Below are 19441 nucleotides of genomic sequence, written 5' to 3' on the forward strand. Positions count from 1 at the left end.
CGGGAAAATATTCCGGGATGCAGATCATGTCCACACTGAGCCGTACTACCCCCCCCACGCCAGCGCACGCCCACTGGGGCGGCGTATTTGCCATGACGCTGTGCGTTTTTGTCCTCATCGCTTCCGAATTTATGCCGGTCAGCCTGCTGACGCCGATTGCCAGAGATTTAAACGTCACCGAGGGGCTGGCAGGCCAGGGCATTGCGATTTCCGGCGCCCTGGCGGTCATGACCAGCCTGACTATCGCCAACCTTGCCGGGAGCCTGAATCGTAAATATCTCCTGCTGGGGCTGACGGTTCTGATGGCGGCGTCGGGTTTGATTGTCGCGCTGGCGTCCAGCTATGCGGTTTATATGGCGGGAAGGGCCCTGATTGGTATCGTCATCGGTGGATTCTGGTCGATGTCGGCGGCCACCGCCATCAGGCTGGTGCCGCAGCGCCAGGTTCCCCGCGCGCTGGCGATTTTCAACGGCGGTAACGCGCTGGCGACCGTCGTGGCGGCGCCGCTGGGCAGCTACCTGGGGTCAACCGTCGGCTGGCGCGGTGCCTTTTTATGCCTGGCGCCGCTGGCGATAGCCGCCTTCATCTGGCAGTGCGTCAGCCTGCCCGCGATGGCAAGCGATAACGCGAGCCGGCCGCGCGGCTCCGCGCTTCGCCTGTTCAGAACGCCCATCATCGCTATCGGCCTGCTGGCCTGCGGACTCTTCTTTATGGGGCAGTTTACCCTCTTTACCTACGTGCGGCCGTTTCTGGAAACGGTAACCGGCGTCAGCGCCTCTGGCCTGTCCCTGATTTTGCTCGCGATAGGCATCGCGGGTTTTATCGGCACCCTGGGCGTTTCACCACTCCTCACTGCCCGATTTTATCAGACCTTAATCACCCTCCCCTTACTGATGGCCGCGATTGCCGGAACGTTGCTGCTGGCAGGACACCACGCCTGGGCCGTAGCCATTCTGTTAAGCCTGTGGGGAATGCTGGCGACGGCGGCGCCAACCGGCTGGTGGACGTGGATAGCGCGGACGCTGCCCGACGACGCGGAAGCGGGTGGCGGATTGATGGTCGCCGTGATTCAGCTGTCGATTGCGCTGGGTTCGACGGCAGGAGGCGTGGTATTTGACCGCATGGGGTGGCAAAGCGCTTTTGGATTAAGTGGAATATTGCTGCTTGCCGCGGTCGGAATAACGGCGCTCACCGGCCGCCAGGCGAGGAAGTAGGCTAAGGCCGCGGGTTTTTCTCGCCGCGGGTCGTGCGTATAATGCGGTTTCAATACGCGCTGAAAAACTGCGGCTAAAAATATGAATCTCAATCGGTGTTGTTATTTGCTCCTGATCGCTGCGGCGATCGGCAGCATTTTTACGTCCTGGCCCTTTGCTATTTGGCTCCTGCTGGTCAACGTCCTGACGCTAGCGATTTACGGCGTGGATAAAATGGCGGCGCGCAGGGCCTGGCACAGGGTACCGGAGTCCACGTTGCTGGTGTTTGGGTTCGTGGGCGGCTGGGCTGGCGCAATAGCGGGTCAGCAGCTGTTCCGCCACAAAACGCAAAAGCAGCCGTTCAGGACCTGGTTCATCATCAGCGCGATCGCCAGTCTCGCAGGGATGGCGGCGATTTATGTGTTCTCTCCTTTTTCTTTTCACTAAGTTTTGGCGAGGCTAACGGCTTGCAAAAGCGCGGGAATGCACTCAACCCGCCGCTATTCGTAGTATATTGAGAGTATTGTTGATTATCAGGTGTCCCTTATGACCTACTCCATCGGTGAATTTGCGCAGCTTTGCGGCATTAACGCGACGACGCTCCGCGCCTGGCAGCGTCGCTACGGCCTCCTTAAGCCACAGCGCACCGATGGCGGCCATCGCCTGTACAACGATGACGATATCCAGCAGGCGCTTAAAATTCTCGACTGGGTCAAAAAAGGGGTTCCCGTCAGCCAGGTGAAACCCCTGCTGGCGCGTCCCGGCGCGCGGCGGACGAATAACTGGCTCACCTTGCAGGAGAACATGCTCCAGCGCCTGAAAGAGGGGAAAATCGAATCCCTGCGCCAGCTGATTTACGACGCCGGGCGCGAATCCCCTCGCCCCGAGGTGGTCACCGAGGTGCTGCGCCCGCTGCGCAGCCAGGTCTCCGCCAATGTACCGGCAATTATGACGCTGCGCGAAATCCTCGACGGTATCATCATCGCCTACACCTCCTTCTGCCTCGAAGGGGACAAAAAGGCGCCCGGCGATAACTATTTGATCACCGGCTGGCACCTAACAGACGCCTGCGAAATCTGGCTTGAAGCGCTCAAACGCACCGGACAGGGCCACCGCATCGACGTCCTTCCGGCGCCCCCCGCAACCCTGGCGCCGGAGATCCTGCCGGAGCGCAAATGGCTGCTGGTGACGACCGGTAAACTCTCTCCTGCTCGCCAGAAGCAGGTCGAACGCTGGCAGCAGCAGGTGGTCTCTCTGGAGATTGTCGCGCTGTAATTTAGTGCACCGCGGCTAACACGTCCTTCGTCATATCCCCCGTAAACCGATCCTCTGTACGTAAAATGCGCCCCCCTGTCCGCGTAAGGCGCGGCGGACATACCCTTTCGCCTCTCGCTAAAGCCTCAAAACCTGCGCTGCAAAGATAAAAATAACCATCTGATTTTTAATAAAAATAAAAAATATTCCAACCAAAACTTGGACAAATATTATTAATTGTGTAAGTTTTAAATACGCTATGTTGATTCACTCGGGATGTGAGCCATGAGTCCTTCGCCCTCCGTTCTCAGTCGTTTTACTGAGTACTACGCCATGCTGGATACCCAGCCGCCCTCGGCGCTGGCCGCGCTCTATCATGCGAATGCCGTACTGATCGATCCGTTTGGCCAGCATCGGGGGCTGTCCGCGATCCAGGGGTATTTTTCCCATCTGTTAGCCAACGTGGCGCGGTGCCGTTTCGACATCGATACGCCGGTCTGCAACGCTCAGCGGTTTGCCGTCGCCTGGACCATGCACTGGTCGCATCCGCGCCTGGACGGCGGGAAGGCGTTAGAACTTGCGGGCTGCTCGATGGTTACGGTTGAAGAGGAGCGGATTATTCACCAGCGCGACTACTACGACGCCGGGGAGATGCTGTACGAACATCTTCCCCTGCTGGGCTGGGCGGTACGCGGCGTCAAGCGGAGGGTGCGGACATGATGACGGTGCTTATCACCGGCGCCAGCTCCGGGATTGGCGCCGGACTCGCCAAATCCTTCGCCGCGGACGGCCACCCCGTCATCGCCTGCGGTCGCGATCCGTCGCGTCTGGCAGCGCTACAGCGGCACAGCCCCAACATCAGCCTCCGCTCATTTGATATGACGGACAGGGAGGCCTGTCGCCAGGCGCTCGCGGAGTGCCGGGCCGATCTGATCATTCTCTGCGCCGGGACCTGCGAATACCTCGACCACGGAACGGTAGATGCCGCGCTGGTGGAACGAACGATCGCCACCAACTTTCTCGGGCCGGTGAACTGCCTGGAGGCGCTTCAGCCGCAGCTGTCTGTCGGCAATCGCGTGGTGCTGGTAAGTTCAATGGCGCACTGGCTGCCCTTTCCTCGCGCCGAGGCGTATGGCGCCTCCAAAGCGGCGTTAACCTGGTTTGCCAACAGCCTGCGCCTGGACTGGGAGCCGAAAGGCATTGCCATCACGGTGGTCTCGCCGGGATTCGTCGATACCCCGCTGACGCGCAAAAACGATTTTTCCATGCCCGGCCAGGTGAGCGTGGAGCACGCGGTAAAGGCGATTCGCCGCGGTCTGGCGAAAGGTAAAAATCATATCGTCTTCCCGACAGGCTTTGGCATGCTCCTGCGCCTGCTGGCAGGGCTTCCCGAAGGTCTGCAACGCCTACTGTTGCGCAGGATGGTACGCTCATGAATATCGCGATTATTGGCAGCGGCATTGCCGGTCTGACCTGCGCCTGGCGCCTTGCCGGACAACACCAGGTCACCCTGTTCGAAGCGGCATCCACGCCGGGGGGACACACCGCCACGGTGGATATCGCCACGCCGCAGGGCACATGGGCCATCGATACCGGGTTCATCGTTTACAACGATCGCACCTATCCGCGCTTTATGGAGCTGCTCAGCGAGCTGGGACTCAGCGGTCAAAAAACGCAAATGAGCTTCTCGGTACACAACCCGCAGAGCGGGCTGGAGTATAACGGCCACAGCCTGAGCTCGCTTTTCGCCCAGCGGCGCAACCTGGTAAAGCCGGCCTTCTGGGGATTGCTGACGGAGATCGTCCGCTTTAATCGTCAGGCGAAACAGGCTCTGGCGGGGGCGTTCGACCCGGGCGCCACGCTACAGACCTTCCTTGAGCGGCACCGCTTTAGCCCCTTTTTCGCTCGCCATTACATTCTGCCGATGGGCGCCGCTATCTGGTCTTCATCGCTGCAGGAGATGCGCCGCTTCCCGCTGGCGCTGTTTCTGCGCTTTTTTGAAAACCACGGCCTGCTCGATATCCGCCAGCGTCCGCAATGGTACGTGGTGCCCGGCGGCTCGCGCGAATACGTGCGCGCCCTGCTGGCTCAGCGTGGCGATCGCCTGCGCCTTCGCCTCAATGCGCCGGTGCAAAACGTTATCCGTCGCCAGGAGGGCGTCACGCTCCAGCTGGCATCGGGGGAGCAGCATTTCGATCAGGCGATCTTCGCCTGCCACTCGGCCCAGGCGCTGGCCATGCTGGCGGACCCGACCTCCGCCGAACGCGAGATTCTGGGAGATATCGGCTGGCAGCAAAATGAAGTGGTCCTGCATAGCGATCCCCGCTGGCTGCCGACGCGCAAGCGCGCCTGGGCCAGCTGGAACTATCGCCTGAGCGAGCAGGATCAGGCCAGCGCCTGCGTCACCTATAACATGAATATTCTTCAGGGCCTGCCCGCCGACGCCCCACTGTTCTGCGTCACCCTCAATCCGCCAACGCCGGTGGACCCGCGCTTCGTCTGGAAGCGCATGGTCTATGAACATCCGCTGTTTAATCCGCAAAGCTGGTCCGCCCAGATGCGCCGCGAGGAGATTAACGGCCGCCAGCGGAGCTGGTTCTGCGGCGCGTACTGGTATAACGGTTTTCATGAAGATGGCGTGCGCAGCGCCCTCGATGTGGTCAACGGCATCGCGGCGGCGGAGAACTTCTGAAATGAACAGCTGCCTCTATGAGGGCGTATTACGCCACCGCCGTCTCCAGCCGAAGGCGCACCACTTTCGCTATCGCATCTTTATGGCCTGGCTCGACCTGGACGAACTGGATGCGCTCGCGGCCGTCGGCATCCGCCGCAATCGGTTTGCCGCCGCCGCCTTTTACGATGCGGATTATCCGCTGGGCACGCCGTTAAAACAGCAGGTTCTGAACCGCCTGGAAAGCCTGACCGGCTGCCGCCCGGAGGGCCGCGTCATGCTGCTGACCCAGCTGCGCTACCTGGGCTTTCATTTTAATCCGGTCAACTTTTACTACTGCTATGACGGCGCCGGCGCCCTGCGCTGGGTGCTGGCCGAAGTACGCAACACGCCGTGGAATGAGCGTCATTACTACGCGGTAGACGGTCAACGGGCGCGCCCGCTGGCGAAAGCGTTTCACGTCTCCCCGTTTAACCCGATGGACATGGTCTACTGCTGGCGCTTTAACAGCCCGGGTAAAACGCTGCACATGCATATTGAGAACCATCAGACCGCCAAAATCTTCGACGCCACGCTGGCCCTGAGCCGCGTGCCTTTGACGCGCGCCAGCCTGCGCGGGCTGCTGCTGCGCATTCCGTTGATGACGCTGAAAACCGTCCTCGCGATCTACTGGCAGGCGCTGCGGCTGTGGCTCAAGCGCGTGCCGCTGTATAACCATCCTGTCAGCAGGAGTGAACGCTCATGACCGATCCCGTCTTTGCGCTTGAACCCGATATTCCGCGCAATGTGCGTATCGCGCGCTGGTTGCTCTTTCGTCTGTTGAGCGGCATTCGCGAAGGTTCGCTCACCGTGCGCGAAGGGGCGCAGACCTTTCATTTTGGCGACCCCGCCGCCGCGCTGCGCGCCGAGGCGCGGGTGCTTTCCGCGGACGTCTACTGGCGCTTATTGACCGGCGGCAGCCTCGCTGCCGCGGAGGCGTGGATGGACGGCGACTGGGAGAGCCAGCAGTTGACGCAGCTGCTGCAGATCCTGGCGCGTAATGGCCAGGTGCTGGGACGACTGGAGCGCGGCTTCCGCCTGCTCGGCAAACCCGTGGCGCGGCTACGCCACTGGACGCGCCGCAACTCGCGCGCGCAGGCGCGGGAGAACATTGCCGCCCATTACGATTTGGGTAACGACTTTTACGCCCACTTTCTTGACGACGAACTGCTCTACTCCAGCGCGCTGTTTACCGACGACGGCCAGGATCTGACCCAGGCTCAGCGGGCCAAAATGGCGCGCCTGTGCGATCGCCTGGCGCTTACGCCCGGCGATCGTCTGCTGGAGATTGGCACCGGCTGGGGAGCGATGGCCGAATACGCCGCCCGCCACTACGGCTGCCGGGTCACCACCACCACCCTGTCACAGGAACAGTTCCAGTGGGCCAAAGCGCGAATTGCCCGCGCCGGGCTGGAGGATCGCGTCGAGGTGCTGCTCTGCGATTACCGCGATCTCACCGGCCAGTATGACAAGCTGCTGTCGGTGGAGATGATTGAAGCCGTGGGACAGCGCTATCTGCCGGCTTTCTTTCGCACCTGCCAGGCGCGCCTGCGTCCGGGGGGAAGAATGGCGATCCAGGCCATCACCATCCAGGATCAGCGCTATCGCGATTACAGCAAAAGCGTCGATTTTATTCAGCGCTACATCTTCCCCGGCGGCTTTCTGCCCAGCATCACCGTAATGAACGAACTGATGACGCGGCATACCGATTTTGTGGTGCGCGATCTGTTTGATATGGGACCGGACTACGCCCGCACCCTGGCCCACTGGCGCCAGCGTTTTACCCACGCCTGGCAGGACATTGAGAAGCTCGGCTTTGATGACCGCTTCCGCCGCATGTGGCTCTACTACTTCGGCTACTGCGAAGCCGGGTTTAACGCCCGCACCATCAGCGTTGTACAGCTCACCGCGGAGCGGGTATGAATCGCCCGGCGTCGCTCCTGCTGACGGCCATCGCGTTCGACCTCTACTGGACGCTGGTGGTGCTGTTTCGCGAGCGCGGTCTGTTCATCTGGCTGGCGCTGGCAATCCTCTGCTGGCTACGGCTACCGCCAGAATACCGTGCGTCTGCGCTGCTGCTGGCCGCCGCGGGCTGCGGGCTGGATACGATCTGGGCGCTATCGGGGCTGGTCGATTTTAACGGCGATACCCTGCTGCCCCTGTGGATGGCCGCGCTGTGGCTGATGTTCGCCGTCGTCTGGATCCGCCTGATCTGTGCCGCGACGTTGCCAGGATGGCTGCTGGCCCTGGCGGCGGCCTTTGGCGGCCCGACGGCATACCTGCTCGGCGCCTATCTGGGAGCGATGACTTTGCTGGCGCCGACGGCGGCTGTCTTCGGCGCGATGGCCTGCGGCTGGCTGGCAATGATGCTCGTGTTCCATATGGTGATGGGGAGGCGGCAATGAGAACGGCTTTATTACTGCTGTGGCTGGCGGCATTCTCTCCAGTTGCTCACGCAGCCGACTGGCTGGAGTGGCCCCGCGTTGGCGAAGCGACCCTCAGTTGGGGGCCCTTCACCGTCTATACCTCGCAGCTACGCACGCCGGACGGCCGGTATGACGGCCCGCATCAGGATCGGGCGCTGATTATCACCTATCAGCGCAGCATCGATCGCGACGAGCTGGTCGAGGCTACCCGCGACCAGTGGCGGGCGCAGGGCATTCTGCAACAGGAGCCGCAAAGCGAGGCCTGGCTGCGCATGCTGCGAGGACTCTGGCCGGACGTCGCATCGGGCACGCAGCTGGCGTTCGTGGTGAGCGGCGGCGAGGGCCAGTTCTGGTATCGCGCCAGCGCCGCGCAGCCCACGTTTACTGCGCTGGGGCCGCGCCAGTCGGCAGCGTTCAGTACGCGCTTTCTCGCTATCTGGCTCGATCCCGGCACCACCTATCCCGAACTGCGTCAGCAGTTGATCGGAGGTACACCATGAAACGCATTCTGACCCTTGGCCTCGCGCTGCTGATGCTGGCGCTGGCGGGCTGCAGCGCTGAAGTCGCCGACTATCGGCAGCAGCAGCCGGCACTGGACATTTTCCGCTACTTTCAGGGCAAAACGGAAGCTTGGGGGATGGTTCAGGATCGCAACGGCAAGCAGCTGCGCCGCTTCCACGTGGCGATTGACGGCGACGTGGTTGGCGACACGTTGACGCTTCACGAGCGCTTTGTCTATGACGATGGCGAAAAGCAGCAGCGGGTATGGCGCATTCGCCGTATCGGCGCCGACCGTTATGAAGGCACCGCGGGCGACATCGCCGGGGTGGCGACCGGCCAGGCGGCGGGCAACGCTTTTCACTGGCGCTACAGCATGAACGTGACGGCCAGCGGTAGCACCTGGCTGCTGCACTTCGACGACTGGATGTTCCTGCAGGACGATGCGCATCTGTTCAACAAAACCGAGATGAAGAAATTCGGCATTACCGTCGCCACGGTGACCCTTTTCTTCACCCGAGCGGTACATTAAAAGAGGACAACGCCATGAACACGCAACCTGTCATTGGGATCAGCGGATGTTTAACCGGTTCAGCCGTGCGATTCGACGGCGGGCACAAGCGAATGGGCTTTGTAATGGATGAGCTCGCGCAGTGGGTGGCGTTTAAACCCATCTGCCCGGAGATGGCTATCGGCCTGCCCGTTCCGCGCCCGGCGCTGCGGCTGGTGCAGACGACCGAGGGGGAGCTTCGCATGCGCTTTAGCCATGCCCCGCACGACGACGTGACGGAGAAGATGGCCGATTTCGCCAACGCCCATCTCTCCACGCTGGGCGAACTGTCGGGATTTATCGTCTGCGCCAAATCGCCCAGCTGCGGCATGGAGCGCGTTCGGCTGTACGATGAAAAGGGCAACCGCGGGCGTAAAGAAGGCACAGGATTGTTTACCGCCGCGCTGATGGAGAAATACCCCTGGCTACCGGTTGAGGAGGATGGTCGCCTGCACGATCCTGCGCTGCGTGAAAACTTCGTCGAGCGGGTCTTCGCCCTGCACGAGCTGAATAGCCTGCGCAAAAATGGCCTCACGCGTCGTGCGCTGCTGGATTTTCATAGTCGCTATAAACTTCAGCTGCTGGCCCATCATCAGCCGGGGTATCGCGAGATTGGTCCGTTCGTTGCGTCGCTCCACGAGTGGCAGGATCTGGAGGCTTTCTTTGCGGTGTACCGCGAAAAACTGATGGCGATCCTCAAGCAGCCCGCCTCGCGTAAAAACCACACCAACGTGCTGATGCATATTCAGGGCTACTTTCGTAACCAGCTAAACAGCCGCCAGCGCGGCGAGCTGCGGGAGGTGATCCTTAACTATCGCTCCGGGCTGCTGCCCATCCTTGCGCCGATAACGCTGCTTAAGCACTATCTGGCCGAATATCCGGATCGTTACCTACAGGCGCAGAACTACTTTGACCCCTACCCGCAGGACCTGGCCCTGCGCCTGACGGTGCATTGAGAGGGCTGAGCGAGCGGACAGGCTGGCGCGCGCCAGCCTGTTTCCCCTGGTGAATCCGTCAGCTTTTAGAACCACGCTTCAAACATGCCGCCGACATTCAGCGAATCCAGCTGTTCATCTTTGGTGCCGTTGACCTTCGCGGTGCGCTTGTTATCCACCTGGCCGCCGGTCACGTAGAAGCGCAGCATCGGGCGGAACTCCGGCCCCATTCCGATGGCGATGTTCTGCGACAGCGTCAGCTTCCAGCCGTGGTTATCGCCGCCCTGGTCGTAGTCGACGCGCTGGTAGCCCGCTTCCAGCCAGGTGGAGTGAACGTCGTTCCAGAAGTACATCGGGCGGACGATGGCGCCGTAGTTTTTACGGTTGTCGGTGTTGTCCTTGCCGTTGTCATAGTCGTGGAAGGCCAGCAGATATTCGATCTGCGCCTGCCGGGTAAATTTATGCAGACCTTCAAAGCTGGCGTAGATAGCGGTCAGGTCATCGGTTTTGTTGTAGACGCTGTTATCCGAGTTATCGGAGTAGCGCAGGATCACTTTATTGACGCCGCTGTCGTTGGTGTGGCTCAGCACCAGCCCGCCCTGCCAGGCGTCGAGACGTTCGTCGCTGTCCACCGCTTTCGAATCGAAGCCGTAGTTGGCGTATACCTCAACGTCGATCGGCCCGGCCTTGATGTTGTGGGTTTTGGTGGTCAGGGCGTAGTGGCCGTTATCGCCGGTACCGGAGCCGCCGGTACAGGTGATGCGCGACGGGTTGGCCTCATCGGCCATCACTTCCGGGCTACAGGACTCCACCTGCGACACCCCCGCCACGTCAAACTGCACGCCGCCGATATCAAAGTTTTTCACCCCGGCGCCCTGGCCATCGTGGTTCATCCAGAAGTAGTCGTTGATCCCCTGCTGCGGACGCTGATGGAAGTCGCGGCCGGCCCAGATATAAGCGTTGGGGTTAGATTCCAGCACGTTGGTGACGCCGACGTAGGCTTTTTTCAGGTTAACTTCATCGCTCCAGTGGTCAAACATGACGTTGATATCCCAGATCGCGCCTTTACTGCTTTTGAAGGCTTTGGTTATCTGGAATTCACCGCCGTTGCCTTCGTTGCCTAAACGACCGATCGCCGAGGCGCCGTTATAGGAGCCATCCACGCCGACAAACTTCTGATCGCCGGTCTGGAACTGCGCGCCGTAGCGGGCGTAGCCGCTGAACTTGAGGCCGAAGGGGATCGCCATATCCGGCGAGGCCGCGGTGGTCTGCGGGTTGGTAATGACATCCACTTTTTTATCGGCGGCAGCGTCGATTTTCGCCTGGCGCTCGGCGAGGGCTTTATCGACGGCCTTCGCCACAATGGCGTCGATCTGTTCCTGCGTGAACTCTTGGGCTATTGCAGAGGTAAACGGGAAAAAGGCGGCGATAACCGCCACGGGTAATGGAAGTTTTTTTATCATTGTCAAAATTATCTCAATATAGGTTAATTTTATTCAGATAATAACAATCCCATTCTGGGTAGACAGAATATCTCGCTATCATAAGAACATTATTTTAATTTTATACATCTACAGAGGCTTTACGCTATTAGGGTTATCCGACCTCCTCGCGCGTTGTTTAATAATGAGCCGCCCCCGGATAAATTATCATTTTGGATAATTTACGGGCCAGCAGCGGTGGTATTGATTGCGCCGGGCATGCGCCATAATTAGCGTCGTTGTTTCAGCAACTGGCGACGCCCTCCGTACTCACGGCACCACCTTTTGCCTCCAGGCGGCGGACAGCATTGATGGCGCCAGCGACCTGCGCTATTGCCGTGAAAAACAGGAACGGCGCGGCGTTGGCCGCCCCCCCCCCGGCACCGTCGAGTGGATGAGTAAAACCGCTGGCTGCGCCCCGCTCAGCATAAGATTGCATGATGAACCCCATAATTTATGAAGCCAAAATTTAACAACTGTGACACATCCTCTATTCTCCCGGCCGGTTGCTCAATTACGTTATTTCACTCAGCGATTAAGAAAATGCTCAAATGTGAGCCATCTCGCAAATATTAGCGTCATTTACTCAACTCCTGGAGAACCATGTAAAGTACATTTTTTCGGGTGATGAAGAGAGAAAAAATAAAATAAAAAATGATTTTTTCGCGCCCTGAATCTATCGGGATATAGCTGCTAAATCGTTAGTCAACAAGAGAGACAAGATAGTCTTGATGGGTATTTGCTTCGATGATCACAGAAGTAAAAAAACATAATAAATTAATTTAAAAACGTAATGGATTCTTCGAGATCATTTATGTCAGAAATTGTTACACATCCACACAACACACCGGAGTCTGCTCAGAATGAGTAAAAACATAATGCAAAGCCGCCATGACGAATATCATAAATTAACGCGCGGGGAACGTATTGGTTATGGAATGGGCGACTTCGCTCAAAACCTGGTTTTTGGCACAATAGGCGGCTTTCTGGCTCTTCACATGCTGACGGTAAATACCATCAGCACGGCAACGGCTGGGTTTATATTTCTTTTTGTCCGAATCATCAATGTCTTTTGGGATCCGATGGTCGGCACGTATGTTGACAAAAGAACGTCAAAAGCAGGTAAATACCGTCCCTGGCTGATAAGAGCCGGCGTGCCGCTGGTGATCCTTTCCGCGTTACTTTTTGCTCCCATTCCTGGCGTCCGAGGTTCAGTCCCTTTTGCTTTTATCGTCTATTTGGCTCTGGATTTAGTTTATTCGGTGGTGAATATTCCTTATGGTTCTCTTAACGCGTCCTTGACCCGGGATCCGGAATCGATTGATAAACTCACCAGTACCCGCATGATGCTGGCCAATAGCGCGAACCTTCTTGTCTATACCCTGTTCCCGATGTTTGTACAAATGGCCTCGCCAAAAGATCGTAGCCTTAAGGACACCGGTTTTTTTGGCATTGAGCTCAATCTGGGAAACTATACCGATCCATCAGCGAACTACGCCTGGTTCGGCGTTTACTCCGTTTATATGCTAATCGGCGCTGCGGCGCTTTTCATCTGCTATAAATTCACCAAAGAACGCGTTGTTGCGACGGCAGAACAGACTGCCAACGTCAAAACGACCGATCTGTTCCTTGAACTTAAACATAATCGTCCGCTGGTTATTCTCGGGCTGTTTTTCATGCTGGCGTTTACCTTCATGTTTTTCATGAACACGGTTAACGGCTTTTTCAATCAGTACGTTGTGGGTCATTCAGAGTGGATGGGGGCCGTCGGCCTTGTCGCCTCGATTCCGGGCATTGCCTTCCCTATTTTCTGGCCCAAACTCAAGAAAATTTTTGGTAAAAAAGGATTCTTCCACATTTTTCTGGCCATGTTTATTGTCGGTGAATTACTGACTTACGTCTGGTCACGGGAGGGTATGCATGATGCGCTTTGGCTTGCTTACATCGCGACCTTCATTAAACAGTGGGGCTTAACCTCGGCGACCGGCTTTATGTGGGCGCTGGTTCCCGAAGTCATCGCGTACGGCGAATTAAAATCTGGCAAACGGAATGCGGCGATCATTAACGCGATTATGGGGCTGTTTTTCAAGATTGGTTTTACTATCGGCGGCGCTATCCCGCTGTGGCTGCTGGCCGTCTATGGATTCAATGAAACCGGCGCCCAGCAAAGCGCCAGCGCTATCGACGGGATCATTATGACCGCGGTGTGGATCCCTATCGCGTTAGCCATTATATCGATGATCATCATTCAGGTTTATCCCATCTCTGACAAAAACGTTAACGATATCAACCGTCAGCTTGATGAGATACGCGTGTAGCTAAAAATTATAAATCCAGCCATTAAGTCACTTTTCATTTTAAAAAGGTGTAATGATATGTCTCTTATTCAAAACCCTATTTTACGTGGGTTTAATGCCGACCCCAGTATTATCCGCGTGAAGGATACCTACTATATCGCCAACTCGACGTTCGAGTGGTTCCCGGGCGTTCGTTTACATGAGTCAAAAGACCTGGAGCACTGGAATCTTCTCCCTTCGCCATTGTCAGCAACCACCCTGCTGAATATGAAAGGCAATCCTTCATCAGGCGGGATTTGGGCACCGGCGCTCTCTTATGCGGATGGTCAATTTTGGTTGGTGTATACCGACGTCAAAGTCACCGAAGGCGCCTTTAAAGACATGACCAACTATCTGACCACCGCAACCGATATTCGCGGCCCATGGACGGATCCCATCAAGCTCAACGGCGTAGGTTTTGATGCTTCACTTTTCCATGACGATGATGGGCGTAAATATATCGTGCAGCAAACCTGGGATCATCGTGAGTATCGCCATCCCTTTGACGGCATCACCTTAACCGAACTGGATACCAGGACCCTAAAATTAAGACCAGAAACCGCGCGTACTATTTACCGCGGCACTGCCGTTGCGCTCGTTGAGGGCCCGCATCTGTATAAACTGAACGGCTATTATTATCTTTTTGCCGCCCAGGGCGGCACCGTATTTACGCACCAGGAAGTGGTTGCGCGTTCTAAAACCTTAGACGCCAACAGCTTTGAAACCGAGCCTGGTGAGGTCTTCTTAACCAACGTCGATACGCCAGACAGCTATATCCAAAAGCAAGGACACGGTGCCTTAGTTTCTACCCCAAGTGGGGAGTGGTACTACGCCTCGCTCTGCGCGCGTCCGTGGAATCGCCCGGGTGAGTCGGTCTACGATCCTCGCGGTTGGTCAACGCTGGGCAGAGAAACGGCTATTCAAAAGGTGTATTGGGATGAAGATGGCTGGCCGCGTATTGAAGGAGGCCATGGCGGGAAAACGTTTGTTGAGGGTCCAAAAGATGCCATTTATACCGAAAGCCCGGAAAACCATAGCCAGCACGACGACTTTACAACGGCGACGCTCGATCGCAACTGGAATACCCTGCGGGTGCCGTTCACAGAAAAAATGGGTACCACAGGCGATGGCAAGCTAACGTTAATTGGCCAGGGCTCTTTAGCGAATACCCACGACCTGTCGCTGATTGCCCGCCGCTGGCAGGCCTTCTATTTTGACGCGAAAGTTAAAGTCAAATTTAATCCATTTAACTACCAGCAAATGGCAGGATTAACAAACTACTATAACGATCGTCACTGGAGCTTTGTGTTCATTACCTGGAATGAAATTAACGGCAAGGTCATTGAATTAGGTGAGAATAACCGCGGGAAATATACATCATATTTAAAAGATGACGCTATCAAGGTCCCGGACCATGTTGAAGAAGTCTGGTTCCGCACGAAGGTCAGGAAAGAAACGTATAGCTATGAATATAGCTTTGATGGGGTTGAATTCACTGAAATCCCCGTCAGGTTAGATGCCGCGATCCTTTCGGATGATTATGTTCTGCAAAGCTACGGCGGGTTCTTTACCGGGGCGTTTGTTGGCCTTGCGGCAGTCGACTACTCCGGTTATGACGCCAGCGCTGAGTTTTATCATTTCGATTACCAGGAGCTGGGCGATACGTTAATCGCCAGTGACGCTTACAGCTGGGAAGCCAGTGAGTTACGTGGTTATTAGATAGCCCTGACCAGAGATGTGAAATGAGGAACTGGCGCGACAGGCCGCGCCGGTTCCGGGTATTGCGGGGGTGTTCTGGCCGCAGAATGGATATCCCGGATACCTTTTCGTCGATTATCTGTGGAAAAGAATATCACGGTGGATGCGATCCCAGGGTTATTCCGCCGTTTTTTGTTTCAACGCGGCGTAGCGGGCAATCAGTTGCTGCAGGTGCTGTTCCGTCTGGCTCTGCTGCGCCGAAGTCCCTGGCTGATTGTGCGGCTGTTCTGACAGCTGCCGCAGCTGCTCTTCCGCCGGAACGGCCCGGCTGAACGACTGCGTTATGGCAAACACCGCCGACTTCAGCTCACTCACCGTGATATACCCCCCCTTCTGCTCATCCAGCGCGTTAAGCCGGTTCGTCAACTGCTGTAGCTGCGTCATTCCCTGGTGCCAGCCGTTGAGATTCTCCGCGGGAAGCGCGGCGGCGCTGACCTGCTGTTGCCATTGTCGCGCCAGCGGTTTCGCCTGTTCCGGCCATAATGTCAGCGCCTGCTGCGCCAGATGGTCGCCATAATCCAGCGCCCAGTCCGGTTTTAGCTGTAAAAGCTGCGCCAGCCGCTGCTGCGTTTGTTTTATACCCGTCTCCGGCGTAGGGGTGTGTTGTCGCAGCGACCGTAGCTGCTCGGCAGAAAGCGCCGCGGGTAATGGGGTAAGCATGGCGGTAAACTGCCGCAGCGCCGTTTCGGACGGACGCATTGCCAGCCATCCTCCCGCCGCGGCTCCGGCCAGCGCTAGCATGGTCAGCATCCCGGCGGCAAAGGGTTTCCAGGGCTTCGCGGACGGCGGGAATGCCGTTACCGCGTCAGCTTCCGGCCGCGGTGCCGGCTCGGCGACATAGACCCATTTCATCTGCACGGTCGGTTCAGGGAGGCTGGCGCAGGAAGGTTCAGGCATAGCGGCGCCCGTTTGCAGCGCGGTCTCCTCTTTATTTTCGCTGTCTTCCAGCCGCACCGCCGTGTTGTGCATCAGGGTATACAGGGCGTCAAGCTGGCTGACATGTTTGAGTTCCAGGCGCTGCAGTACATCATCCAGCGCCGCCAGGTGCGCTTCGGCCTGGTAAAGCTGTCTCAGGTCTATAGAGGTCAGCGGCAGAGTACGCATCGCCAGCTGCAGCCGTTTACTGAGCGAACTGAGTATTTTCATTCGCACCGCCGTCTGCTGCGGCCACACATTGCCCCACTGCCGGGAGACCAGAGCGACCAGGATCGTCAGCCCCTCATTCAGCCCGTTTAGCCCGGCCTGATGGGTTCGGGCAAGCGTATACCAGGCGGCAGTCTGCAGTTCCACGCCGTTGTGCTCAAACAGCGACAGGCAGAGTGTTTCCGCGTGCTGCCAGTTGACGTCCGGGCGCGCCGGATGGGTCAGTTTATTCATTTCATCGCGAAGGCGCGCGTAATCCGCAAGCGTGCGCGGGTCGCCGCCGGTTTTGAGGTGGCATTCAGGAGGAGTAGTCATGATGGTTTCAGCCAGAATAAAAACTAGAGGGAGGAACGGACTTCCAGGTACTGCTGCTGTTTCAGGTGGCGGATAAGCACCCTGCCCTCAGGCATAAATTCGGTGCCGTAGCGCACCAGCCCGATACCTTTCAGTTCCGCGTCAATGGCATAGCGCAGTTCGCCGGGAATATCCTGTTCGAGCAGAATCACGTCAATCTTCTGCAACCGTGGTTCATATTTGAGCAGTACAGCTGACAGGGTTCCCATCAGCTCATGGGCTGTACCCGGCATACCCTGGAGGATTTTGGTCATATCCGGCAAACCATAATCTGGTAGATGGGATACGGTACCGGCCCGGGCGTTCAAAATACGTTGGATGTTATCCAGTACTGATAGAATGACCTGATCTTCCTCATTTACAACGTCAAGAGAAAGGTCAACAGTGAAATTTCCGGTGAGAATTTCGTATAAAGATGGGGATTTTCTATCCATATTAAACTCTAGAGTTCGTACGCGAAGAATGGAAATATTTTTTATGAGTGATACGTACAAATAACTTATTATAACCCCCCCATAAGACCTACACGTAATGGATGTAAAGAAAACCACTCATAAAATAGATATGATATTGTAAGTGCAAAGATAGTTAAATTCACCCTTAATGGTGAAAGCAAAGTCAAGAGTAAAGTTGGGGCCGCGATAAACATAAAGAAGAACGATATGAATATCATTCCGACAGTTCGATGGGAAGAAACAATGAATGTCTGTTCATATACCCGTGATGCTAAAGAATACCCCCCATCATAACTATAATTGAAGATATAAATGCCAGTATGATTATGCTGTTCTTTCCAGATGCCATATTTCTTTAACTCCTTTTACTTGGTGTAAAGTATGTCATGTACCAGTCGTAACCCAAATGATGCACTACCAGGATGATGGTACATCCAAGGAAGGATATTATTAGTTTTGCTATGATTTTTTATTTTTTTTGCATTCAGGTAAAGTCCAGCCTGAAAACCCGCTGTCAGATGGGTAAAGAAAATCGATGCCTGACCATTCAGGTGCAACTAAATCAGAGAACTGATATTCCCAAAAATGCCAAGCTGAACTTTTTATTTTTTTTCCCGTTTTATCATAGACGACGAAAAATGATTGATTTGAAAAAAGACGTAATACCCGTCCTACGCCGCCAAAAGGCTTGTAGTTAGGAATGTAAGTGATGGCATAGCAAGTGTTGTTTTCATTCCACATTTTTTCACCAGGTGTGGCTTTTATATAAGCCAGTATCTTTATAGAAAAAGGATGAAAGATAATGATATGAAACTCCAAAGTGCCATTTTCAGGAGCAATTTAATGGTTCTATGCACGTTTATTCGTCCTCGTTACATACTACCGCTTAATACCTTTATCACTTTTCCATATACGGGAATGCTTGTTTATTATTTTTTAACCTGACCTACTGAATTGCCAAAATATTTTAACTATACAGGAATTTGTGAGGAAATTATCTTAGCCACACTCTGGAATTTTCCATCCTGCCCATCCTTCGCTTGTTGGATAAACTGCATTTTGCCCGTGCCATTCTGGTGCAACCGAGTCTGAGAACTGAGTTTGCCAAAAGTACCATGCTGAGCTTTTAATTTTATTCCCATTAGCATCATATACGACAAAAAATGATTGGTTTGAAAATAACCGCAACTCTCTCCCGATACCACCATATGGTCGATAGTCAGGAATATAAGTAATCAGTTCGCATTTATTATCACGATTCCATATAGAATCTTTCTTTAATGCATTTTGATAAGACATGATCTTAATCGCCATTAACAAAACGAAAAAGAAGAGAACTGATATCAACATGAAGCAGAATATTTTTTTTATAAATCTATGCATTAACATTTTCCTCTTTCCAGTAAATATATTCCTCCATATCTATCTTATTCAAATGAATAATAATGTTTGCAGGGATTTTTTTTACCGTCGAGTATACGAAAAAATCTTCAGTTTTATTTTCGCTTTTATATTTTTCCCTGTATCTCACAAAAGATGAGTTAGTAACTCTAAAGTATCTACAGCCGTCTTCATCAAGATATTCCTTTTCCAATAATTCACTCATCACCCCAGGTTTGATGACACCCTTCTCCCCCCAATAACCTAACAGTTGATCATCACCATCATTCATAAACTCGTATGTATCCCTAACGTACAATCCAAGTTCTTTAATTTCTAATCTCATGAAACCATCAGTATCTCTGGTGACAGTAAGATCTGTAAATGCAATTTTGATTATAAAAGAACCAAGGGCACCATACACATCATCTAGGGTGTCTGTTGCTTTTTCCCACAATGTACTACCAATTTTAATAAAGTTAAACTGACTTATTTTATCAAGCTCTATTGCTGACAGGTTGCCATAATTTAAATAACATTCCTTTATTTCGTTGTTAACAAAAAGACCTGATTCATCCAGCCTGTTAATTATGTAACAAAGGCCATTAGACAACTGCTGTGATATTTGTTTTTTCTCCCCAAGTAGTCATTATACTCAATAACATTCGAAACTTGCCTCACGAAATTATCGTAAATCGGTTTAATTCGTAACGAAGAAGTTAACAACCAATCAAAATCCAAATCTTCAATGACATGGCGTTTGTCCACAGTATTCATATCAACTTTATTTAGCTTCTCTTTGGATGTCATTTCGTAAAATGGGTCATTGAACCATTTTCGCATGAAACGTGCTGACACCGTCCAATCTTTTTTCTCCATCACATCTGGGATGTCAGTTATTTTGAAGATTTTGACCGGGACCGTTTGTTTGTTTTCATTTTCGCTTGTTAACTTTGATCTAATCTTTA

At 54.8% G+C, this 19441-nt stretch carries 20 protein-coding genes and 1 pseudogene; 14 read left to right on the forward strand and 7 right to left on the reverse strand.

Annotated elements, in window-relative coordinates; all coding sequences use genetic code 11:
* Positions 1 to 26: 26 nt before the first annotated feature.
* From ACE3MN_RS14770 to ACE3MN_RS14825, 12 genes are all read left to right on the forward strand, one after another.
* Positions 27 to 1214, forward strand: a complete 1188-nt coding sequence (locus ACE3MN_RS14770) for an MFS transporter (protein ID WP_165775009.1) — start codon at positions 27 to 29, stop codon at positions 1212 to 1214.
* Positions 1215 to 1295: 81 nt separating this feature from the next.
* Positions 1296 to 1640, forward strand: coding sequence for a DUF1294 domain-containing protein (locus ACE3MN_RS14775; protein ID WP_004139238.1), 345 nt, complete (start codon positions 1296 to 1298; stop codon positions 1638 to 1640).
* A 99-nt stretch (positions 1641 to 1739) separates the two neighbouring features.
* Complete coding sequence (locus tag ACE3MN_RS14780) at positions 1740 to 2468, forward strand: MerR family transcriptional regulator (RefSeq protein WP_375364085.1); 729 nt, start codon at positions 1740 to 1742, stop codon at positions 2466 to 2468.
* A gap of 264 nt (positions 2469 to 2732) precedes the next feature.
* On the forward strand, positions 2733 to 3167 hold the full coding sequence (locus tag ACE3MN_RS14785) for a nuclear transport factor 2 family protein (RefSeq protein WP_024358379.1): 435 nt from the start codon (positions 2733 to 2735) through the stop codon (positions 3165 to 3167).
* Positions 3164 to 3883 carry an SDR family NAD(P)-dependent oxidoreductase gene (locus ACE3MN_RS14790; protein ID WP_064342559.1) on the forward strand — a complete coding sequence of 240 codons (720 nt, stop codon included), beginning with the start codon at positions 3164 to 3166 and terminating at the stop codon, positions 3881 to 3883. Before ACE3MN_RS14785 ends, ACE3MN_RS14790 begins: the two co-directional genes overlap by 4 nt.
* Positions 3880 to 5139 (forward strand): NAD(P)/FAD-dependent oxidoreductase, encoded by a 1260-nt coding sequence (locus ACE3MN_RS14795; protein WP_064410607.1) that lies wholly within the window; start codon positions 3880 to 3882, stop codon positions 5137 to 5139. The genes ACE3MN_RS14790 and ACE3MN_RS14795 overlap by 4 nt, the downstream gene beginning before the upstream one ends.
* Before the next feature lies 1 nt (position 5140).
* Positions 5141 to 5863: a DUF1365 domain-containing protein gene (locus tag ACE3MN_RS14800; protein WP_024358382.1), complete on the forward strand. Its 723-nt coding sequence runs from the start codon at positions 5141 to 5143 to the stop codon at positions 5861 to 5863.
* Entirely contained in the window at positions 5860 to 7080 is a 1221-nt protein-coding gene (locus ACE3MN_RS14805) for an SAM-dependent methyltransferase (RefSeq protein ID WP_024358383.1), read from the forward strand. The genes ACE3MN_RS14800 and ACE3MN_RS14805 overlap by 4 nt, the downstream gene beginning before the upstream one ends.
* Positions 7077 to 7562, forward strand: coding sequence for a DUF2878 domain-containing protein (locus tag ACE3MN_RS14810; protein ID WP_024358384.1), 486 nt, complete (start codon positions 7077 to 7079; stop codon positions 7560 to 7562). Before ACE3MN_RS14805 ends, ACE3MN_RS14810 begins: the two co-directional genes overlap by 4 nt.
* Complete coding sequence (locus tag ACE3MN_RS14815) at positions 7559 to 8083, forward strand: hypothetical protein (protein ID WP_049131433.1); 525 nt, start codon at positions 7559 to 7561, stop codon at positions 8081 to 8083. Before ACE3MN_RS14810 ends, ACE3MN_RS14815 begins: the two co-directional genes overlap by 4 nt.
* Complete coding sequence (locus ACE3MN_RS14820) at positions 8080 to 8613, forward strand: DUF3833 domain-containing protein (RefSeq protein ID WP_004139263.1); 534 nt, start codon at positions 8080 to 8082, stop codon at positions 8611 to 8613. Before ACE3MN_RS14815 ends, ACE3MN_RS14820 begins: the two co-directional genes overlap by 4 nt.
* A 14-nt stretch (positions 8614 to 8627) precedes the next feature.
* Complete coding sequence (locus ACE3MN_RS14825; protein WP_049131434.1) at positions 8628 to 9587, forward strand: YbgA family protein; 960 nt, start codon at positions 8628 to 8630, stop codon at positions 9585 to 9587.
* Between the two features lie 65 nt (positions 9588 to 9652).
* On the opposite strand, the gene ACE3MN_RS14830 is transcribed toward ACE3MN_RS14825, so the two are convergent.
* Both ACE3MN_RS14830 and ACE3MN_RS14835 read right to left on the reverse strand, forming a co-directional pair.
* Positions 9653 to 11035, reverse strand: coding sequence for a carbohydrate porin (locus ACE3MN_RS14830; protein WP_031446334.1), 1383 nt, complete (start codon positions 11033 to 11035; stop codon positions 9653 to 9655).
* Positions 11036 to 11291: 256 nt separating this feature from the next.
* A complete protein-coding gene (locus tag ACE3MN_RS14835) occupies positions 11292 to 11486 on the reverse strand; it encodes a hypothetical protein (protein ID WP_142385544.1) in 195 nt (64 codons plus the stop codon).
* A gap of 439 nt (positions 11487 to 11925) precedes the next feature.
* On the opposite strand from ACE3MN_RS14835, the gene ACE3MN_RS14840 reads away from it, so the two are divergent.
* Both ACE3MN_RS14840 and ACE3MN_RS14845 read left to right on the forward strand, forming a co-directional pair.
* Positions 11926 to 13365 carry an MFS transporter gene (locus ACE3MN_RS14840; protein WP_162685345.1) on the forward strand — a complete coding sequence of 480 codons (1440 nt, stop codon included), beginning with the start codon at positions 11926 to 11928 and terminating at the stop codon, positions 13363 to 13365.
* 57 nt (positions 13366 to 13422) lie between these two features.
* Entirely contained in the window at positions 13423 to 15102 is a 1680-nt protein-coding gene (locus ACE3MN_RS14845; RefSeq protein WP_102650176.1) for a glycoside hydrolase family 43 protein, read from the forward strand.
* Positions 15103 to 15258: 156 nt separating this feature from the next.
* Here ACE3MN_RS14845 and ACE3MN_RS14850 read toward each other — a convergent pair whose 3' ends face one another.
* The 5 genes and pseudogenes from ACE3MN_RS14850 to ACE3MN_RS14870 form a co-directional block, all read right to left on the reverse strand.
* Entirely contained in the window at positions 15259 to 16599 is a 1341-nt protein-coding gene (locus ACE3MN_RS14850; RefSeq protein ID WP_064342551.1) for a VasL domain-containing protein, read from the reverse strand.
* A 23-nt stretch (positions 16600 to 16622) separates the two neighbouring features.
* Positions 16623 to 17072, reverse strand: a complete 450-nt coding sequence (gene tssE / locus ACE3MN_RS14855; protein WP_102650175.1) for a type VI secretion system baseplate subunit TssE — start codon at positions 17070 to 17072, stop codon at positions 16623 to 16625.
* Positions 17073 to 17552: 480 nt separating this feature from the next.
* Positions 17553 to 17912 carry a hypothetical protein gene (locus ACE3MN_RS14860; RefSeq protein ID WP_102650174.1) on the reverse strand — a complete coding sequence of 120 codons (360 nt, stop codon included), beginning with the start codon at positions 17910 to 17912 and terminating at the stop codon, positions 17553 to 17555.
* A gap of 180 nt (positions 17913 to 18092) precedes the next feature.
* Entirely contained in the window at positions 18093 to 18392 is a 300-nt protein-coding gene (locus ACE3MN_RS14865) for a hypothetical protein (protein WP_257999608.1), read from the reverse strand.
* 76 nt (positions 18393 to 18468) lie between these two features.
* Positions 18469 to 19436 (reverse strand): annotated as a pseudogene (locus ACE3MN_RS14870) (DUF6402 family protein).
* Positions 19437 to 19441: the final 5 nt, after the last annotated feature.

Origin of the sequence: Klebsiella grimontii (assembly GCF_042137965.1) — a bacterium.
Taxonomy (GTDB): Bacteria; Pseudomonadota; Gammaproteobacteria; order Enterobacterales; family Enterobacteriaceae; genus Klebsiella; species Klebsiella grimontii.

Bases quoted from the DNA above. Each gene is read 5' to 3' on its own strand.
- ACE3MN_RS14780 (WP_375364085.1), top strand. From the start codon at position 1,740: ATGACCTACTCCATCGGTGAATTTGCGCAGCTTTGCGGCATTAACGCG.
- ACE3MN_RS14800 (WP_024358382.1), top strand. From the start codon at position 5,141: ATGAACAGCTGCCTCTATGAGGGCGTATTACGCCACCGCCGTCTCCAG.
- ACE3MN_RS14810 (WP_024358384.1), top strand. From the start codon at position 7,077: ATGAATCGCCCGGCGTCGCTCCTGCTGACGGCCATCGCGTTCGACCTC.
- ACE3MN_RS14775 (WP_004139238.1), top strand. From the start codon at position 1,296: ATGAATCTCAATCGGTGTTGTTATTTGCTCCTGATCGCTGCGGCGATC.
- tssE (WP_102650175.1), bottom strand. From the start codon at position 17,072: ATGGATAGAAAATCCCCATCTTTATACGAAATTCTCACCGGAAATTTC.
- ACE3MN_RS14850 (WP_064342551.1), bottom strand. From the start codon at position 16,599: ATGACTACTCCTCCTGAATGCCACCTCAAAACCGGCGGCGACCCGCGC.
- ACE3MN_RS14805 (WP_024358383.1), top strand. From the start codon at position 5,860: ATGACCGATCCCGTCTTTGCGCTTGAACCCGATATTCCGCGCAATGTG.
- ACE3MN_RS14840 (WP_162685345.1), top strand. From the start codon at position 11,926: ATGCAAAGCCGCCATGACGAATATCATAAATTAACGCGCGGGGAACGT.
- ACE3MN_RS14795 (WP_064410607.1), top strand. From the start codon at position 3,880: ATGAATATCGCGATTATTGGCAGCGGCATTGCCGGTCTGACCTGCGCC.
- ACE3MN_RS14770 (WP_165775009.1), top strand. From the start codon at position 27: ATGTCCACACTGAGCCGTACTACCCCCCCCACGCCAGCGCACGCCCAC.
- ACE3MN_RS14825 (WP_049131434.1), top strand. From the start codon at position 8,628: ATGAACACGCAACCTGTCATTGGGATCAGCGGATGTTTAACCGGTTCA.
- ACE3MN_RS14785 (WP_024358379.1), top strand. From the start codon at position 2,733: ATGAGTCCTTCGCCCTCCGTTCTCAGTCGTTTTACTGAGTACTACGCC.
- ACE3MN_RS14820 (WP_004139263.1), top strand. From the start codon at position 8,080: ATGAAACGCATTCTGACCCTTGGCCTCGCGCTGCTGATGCTGGCGCTG.
- ACE3MN_RS14815 (WP_049131433.1), top strand. From the start codon at position 7,559: ATGAGAACGGCTTTATTACTGCTGTGGCTGGCGGCATTCTCTCCAGTT.
- ACE3MN_RS14865 (WP_257999608.1), bottom strand. From the start codon at position 18,392: ATGTCTTATCAAAATGCATTAAAGAAAGATTCTATATGGAATCGTGAT.
- ACE3MN_RS14845 (WP_102650176.1), top strand. From the start codon at position 13,423: ATGTCTCTTATTCAAAACCCTATTTTACGTGGGTTTAATGCCGACCCC.
- ACE3MN_RS14790 (WP_064342559.1), top strand. From the start codon at position 3,164: ATGATGACGGTGCTTATCACCGGCGCCAGCTCCGGGATTGGCGCCGGA.
- ACE3MN_RS14835 (WP_142385544.1), bottom strand. From the start codon at position 11,486: ATGCAATCTTATGCTGAGCGGGGCGCAGCCAGCGGTTTTACTCATCCA.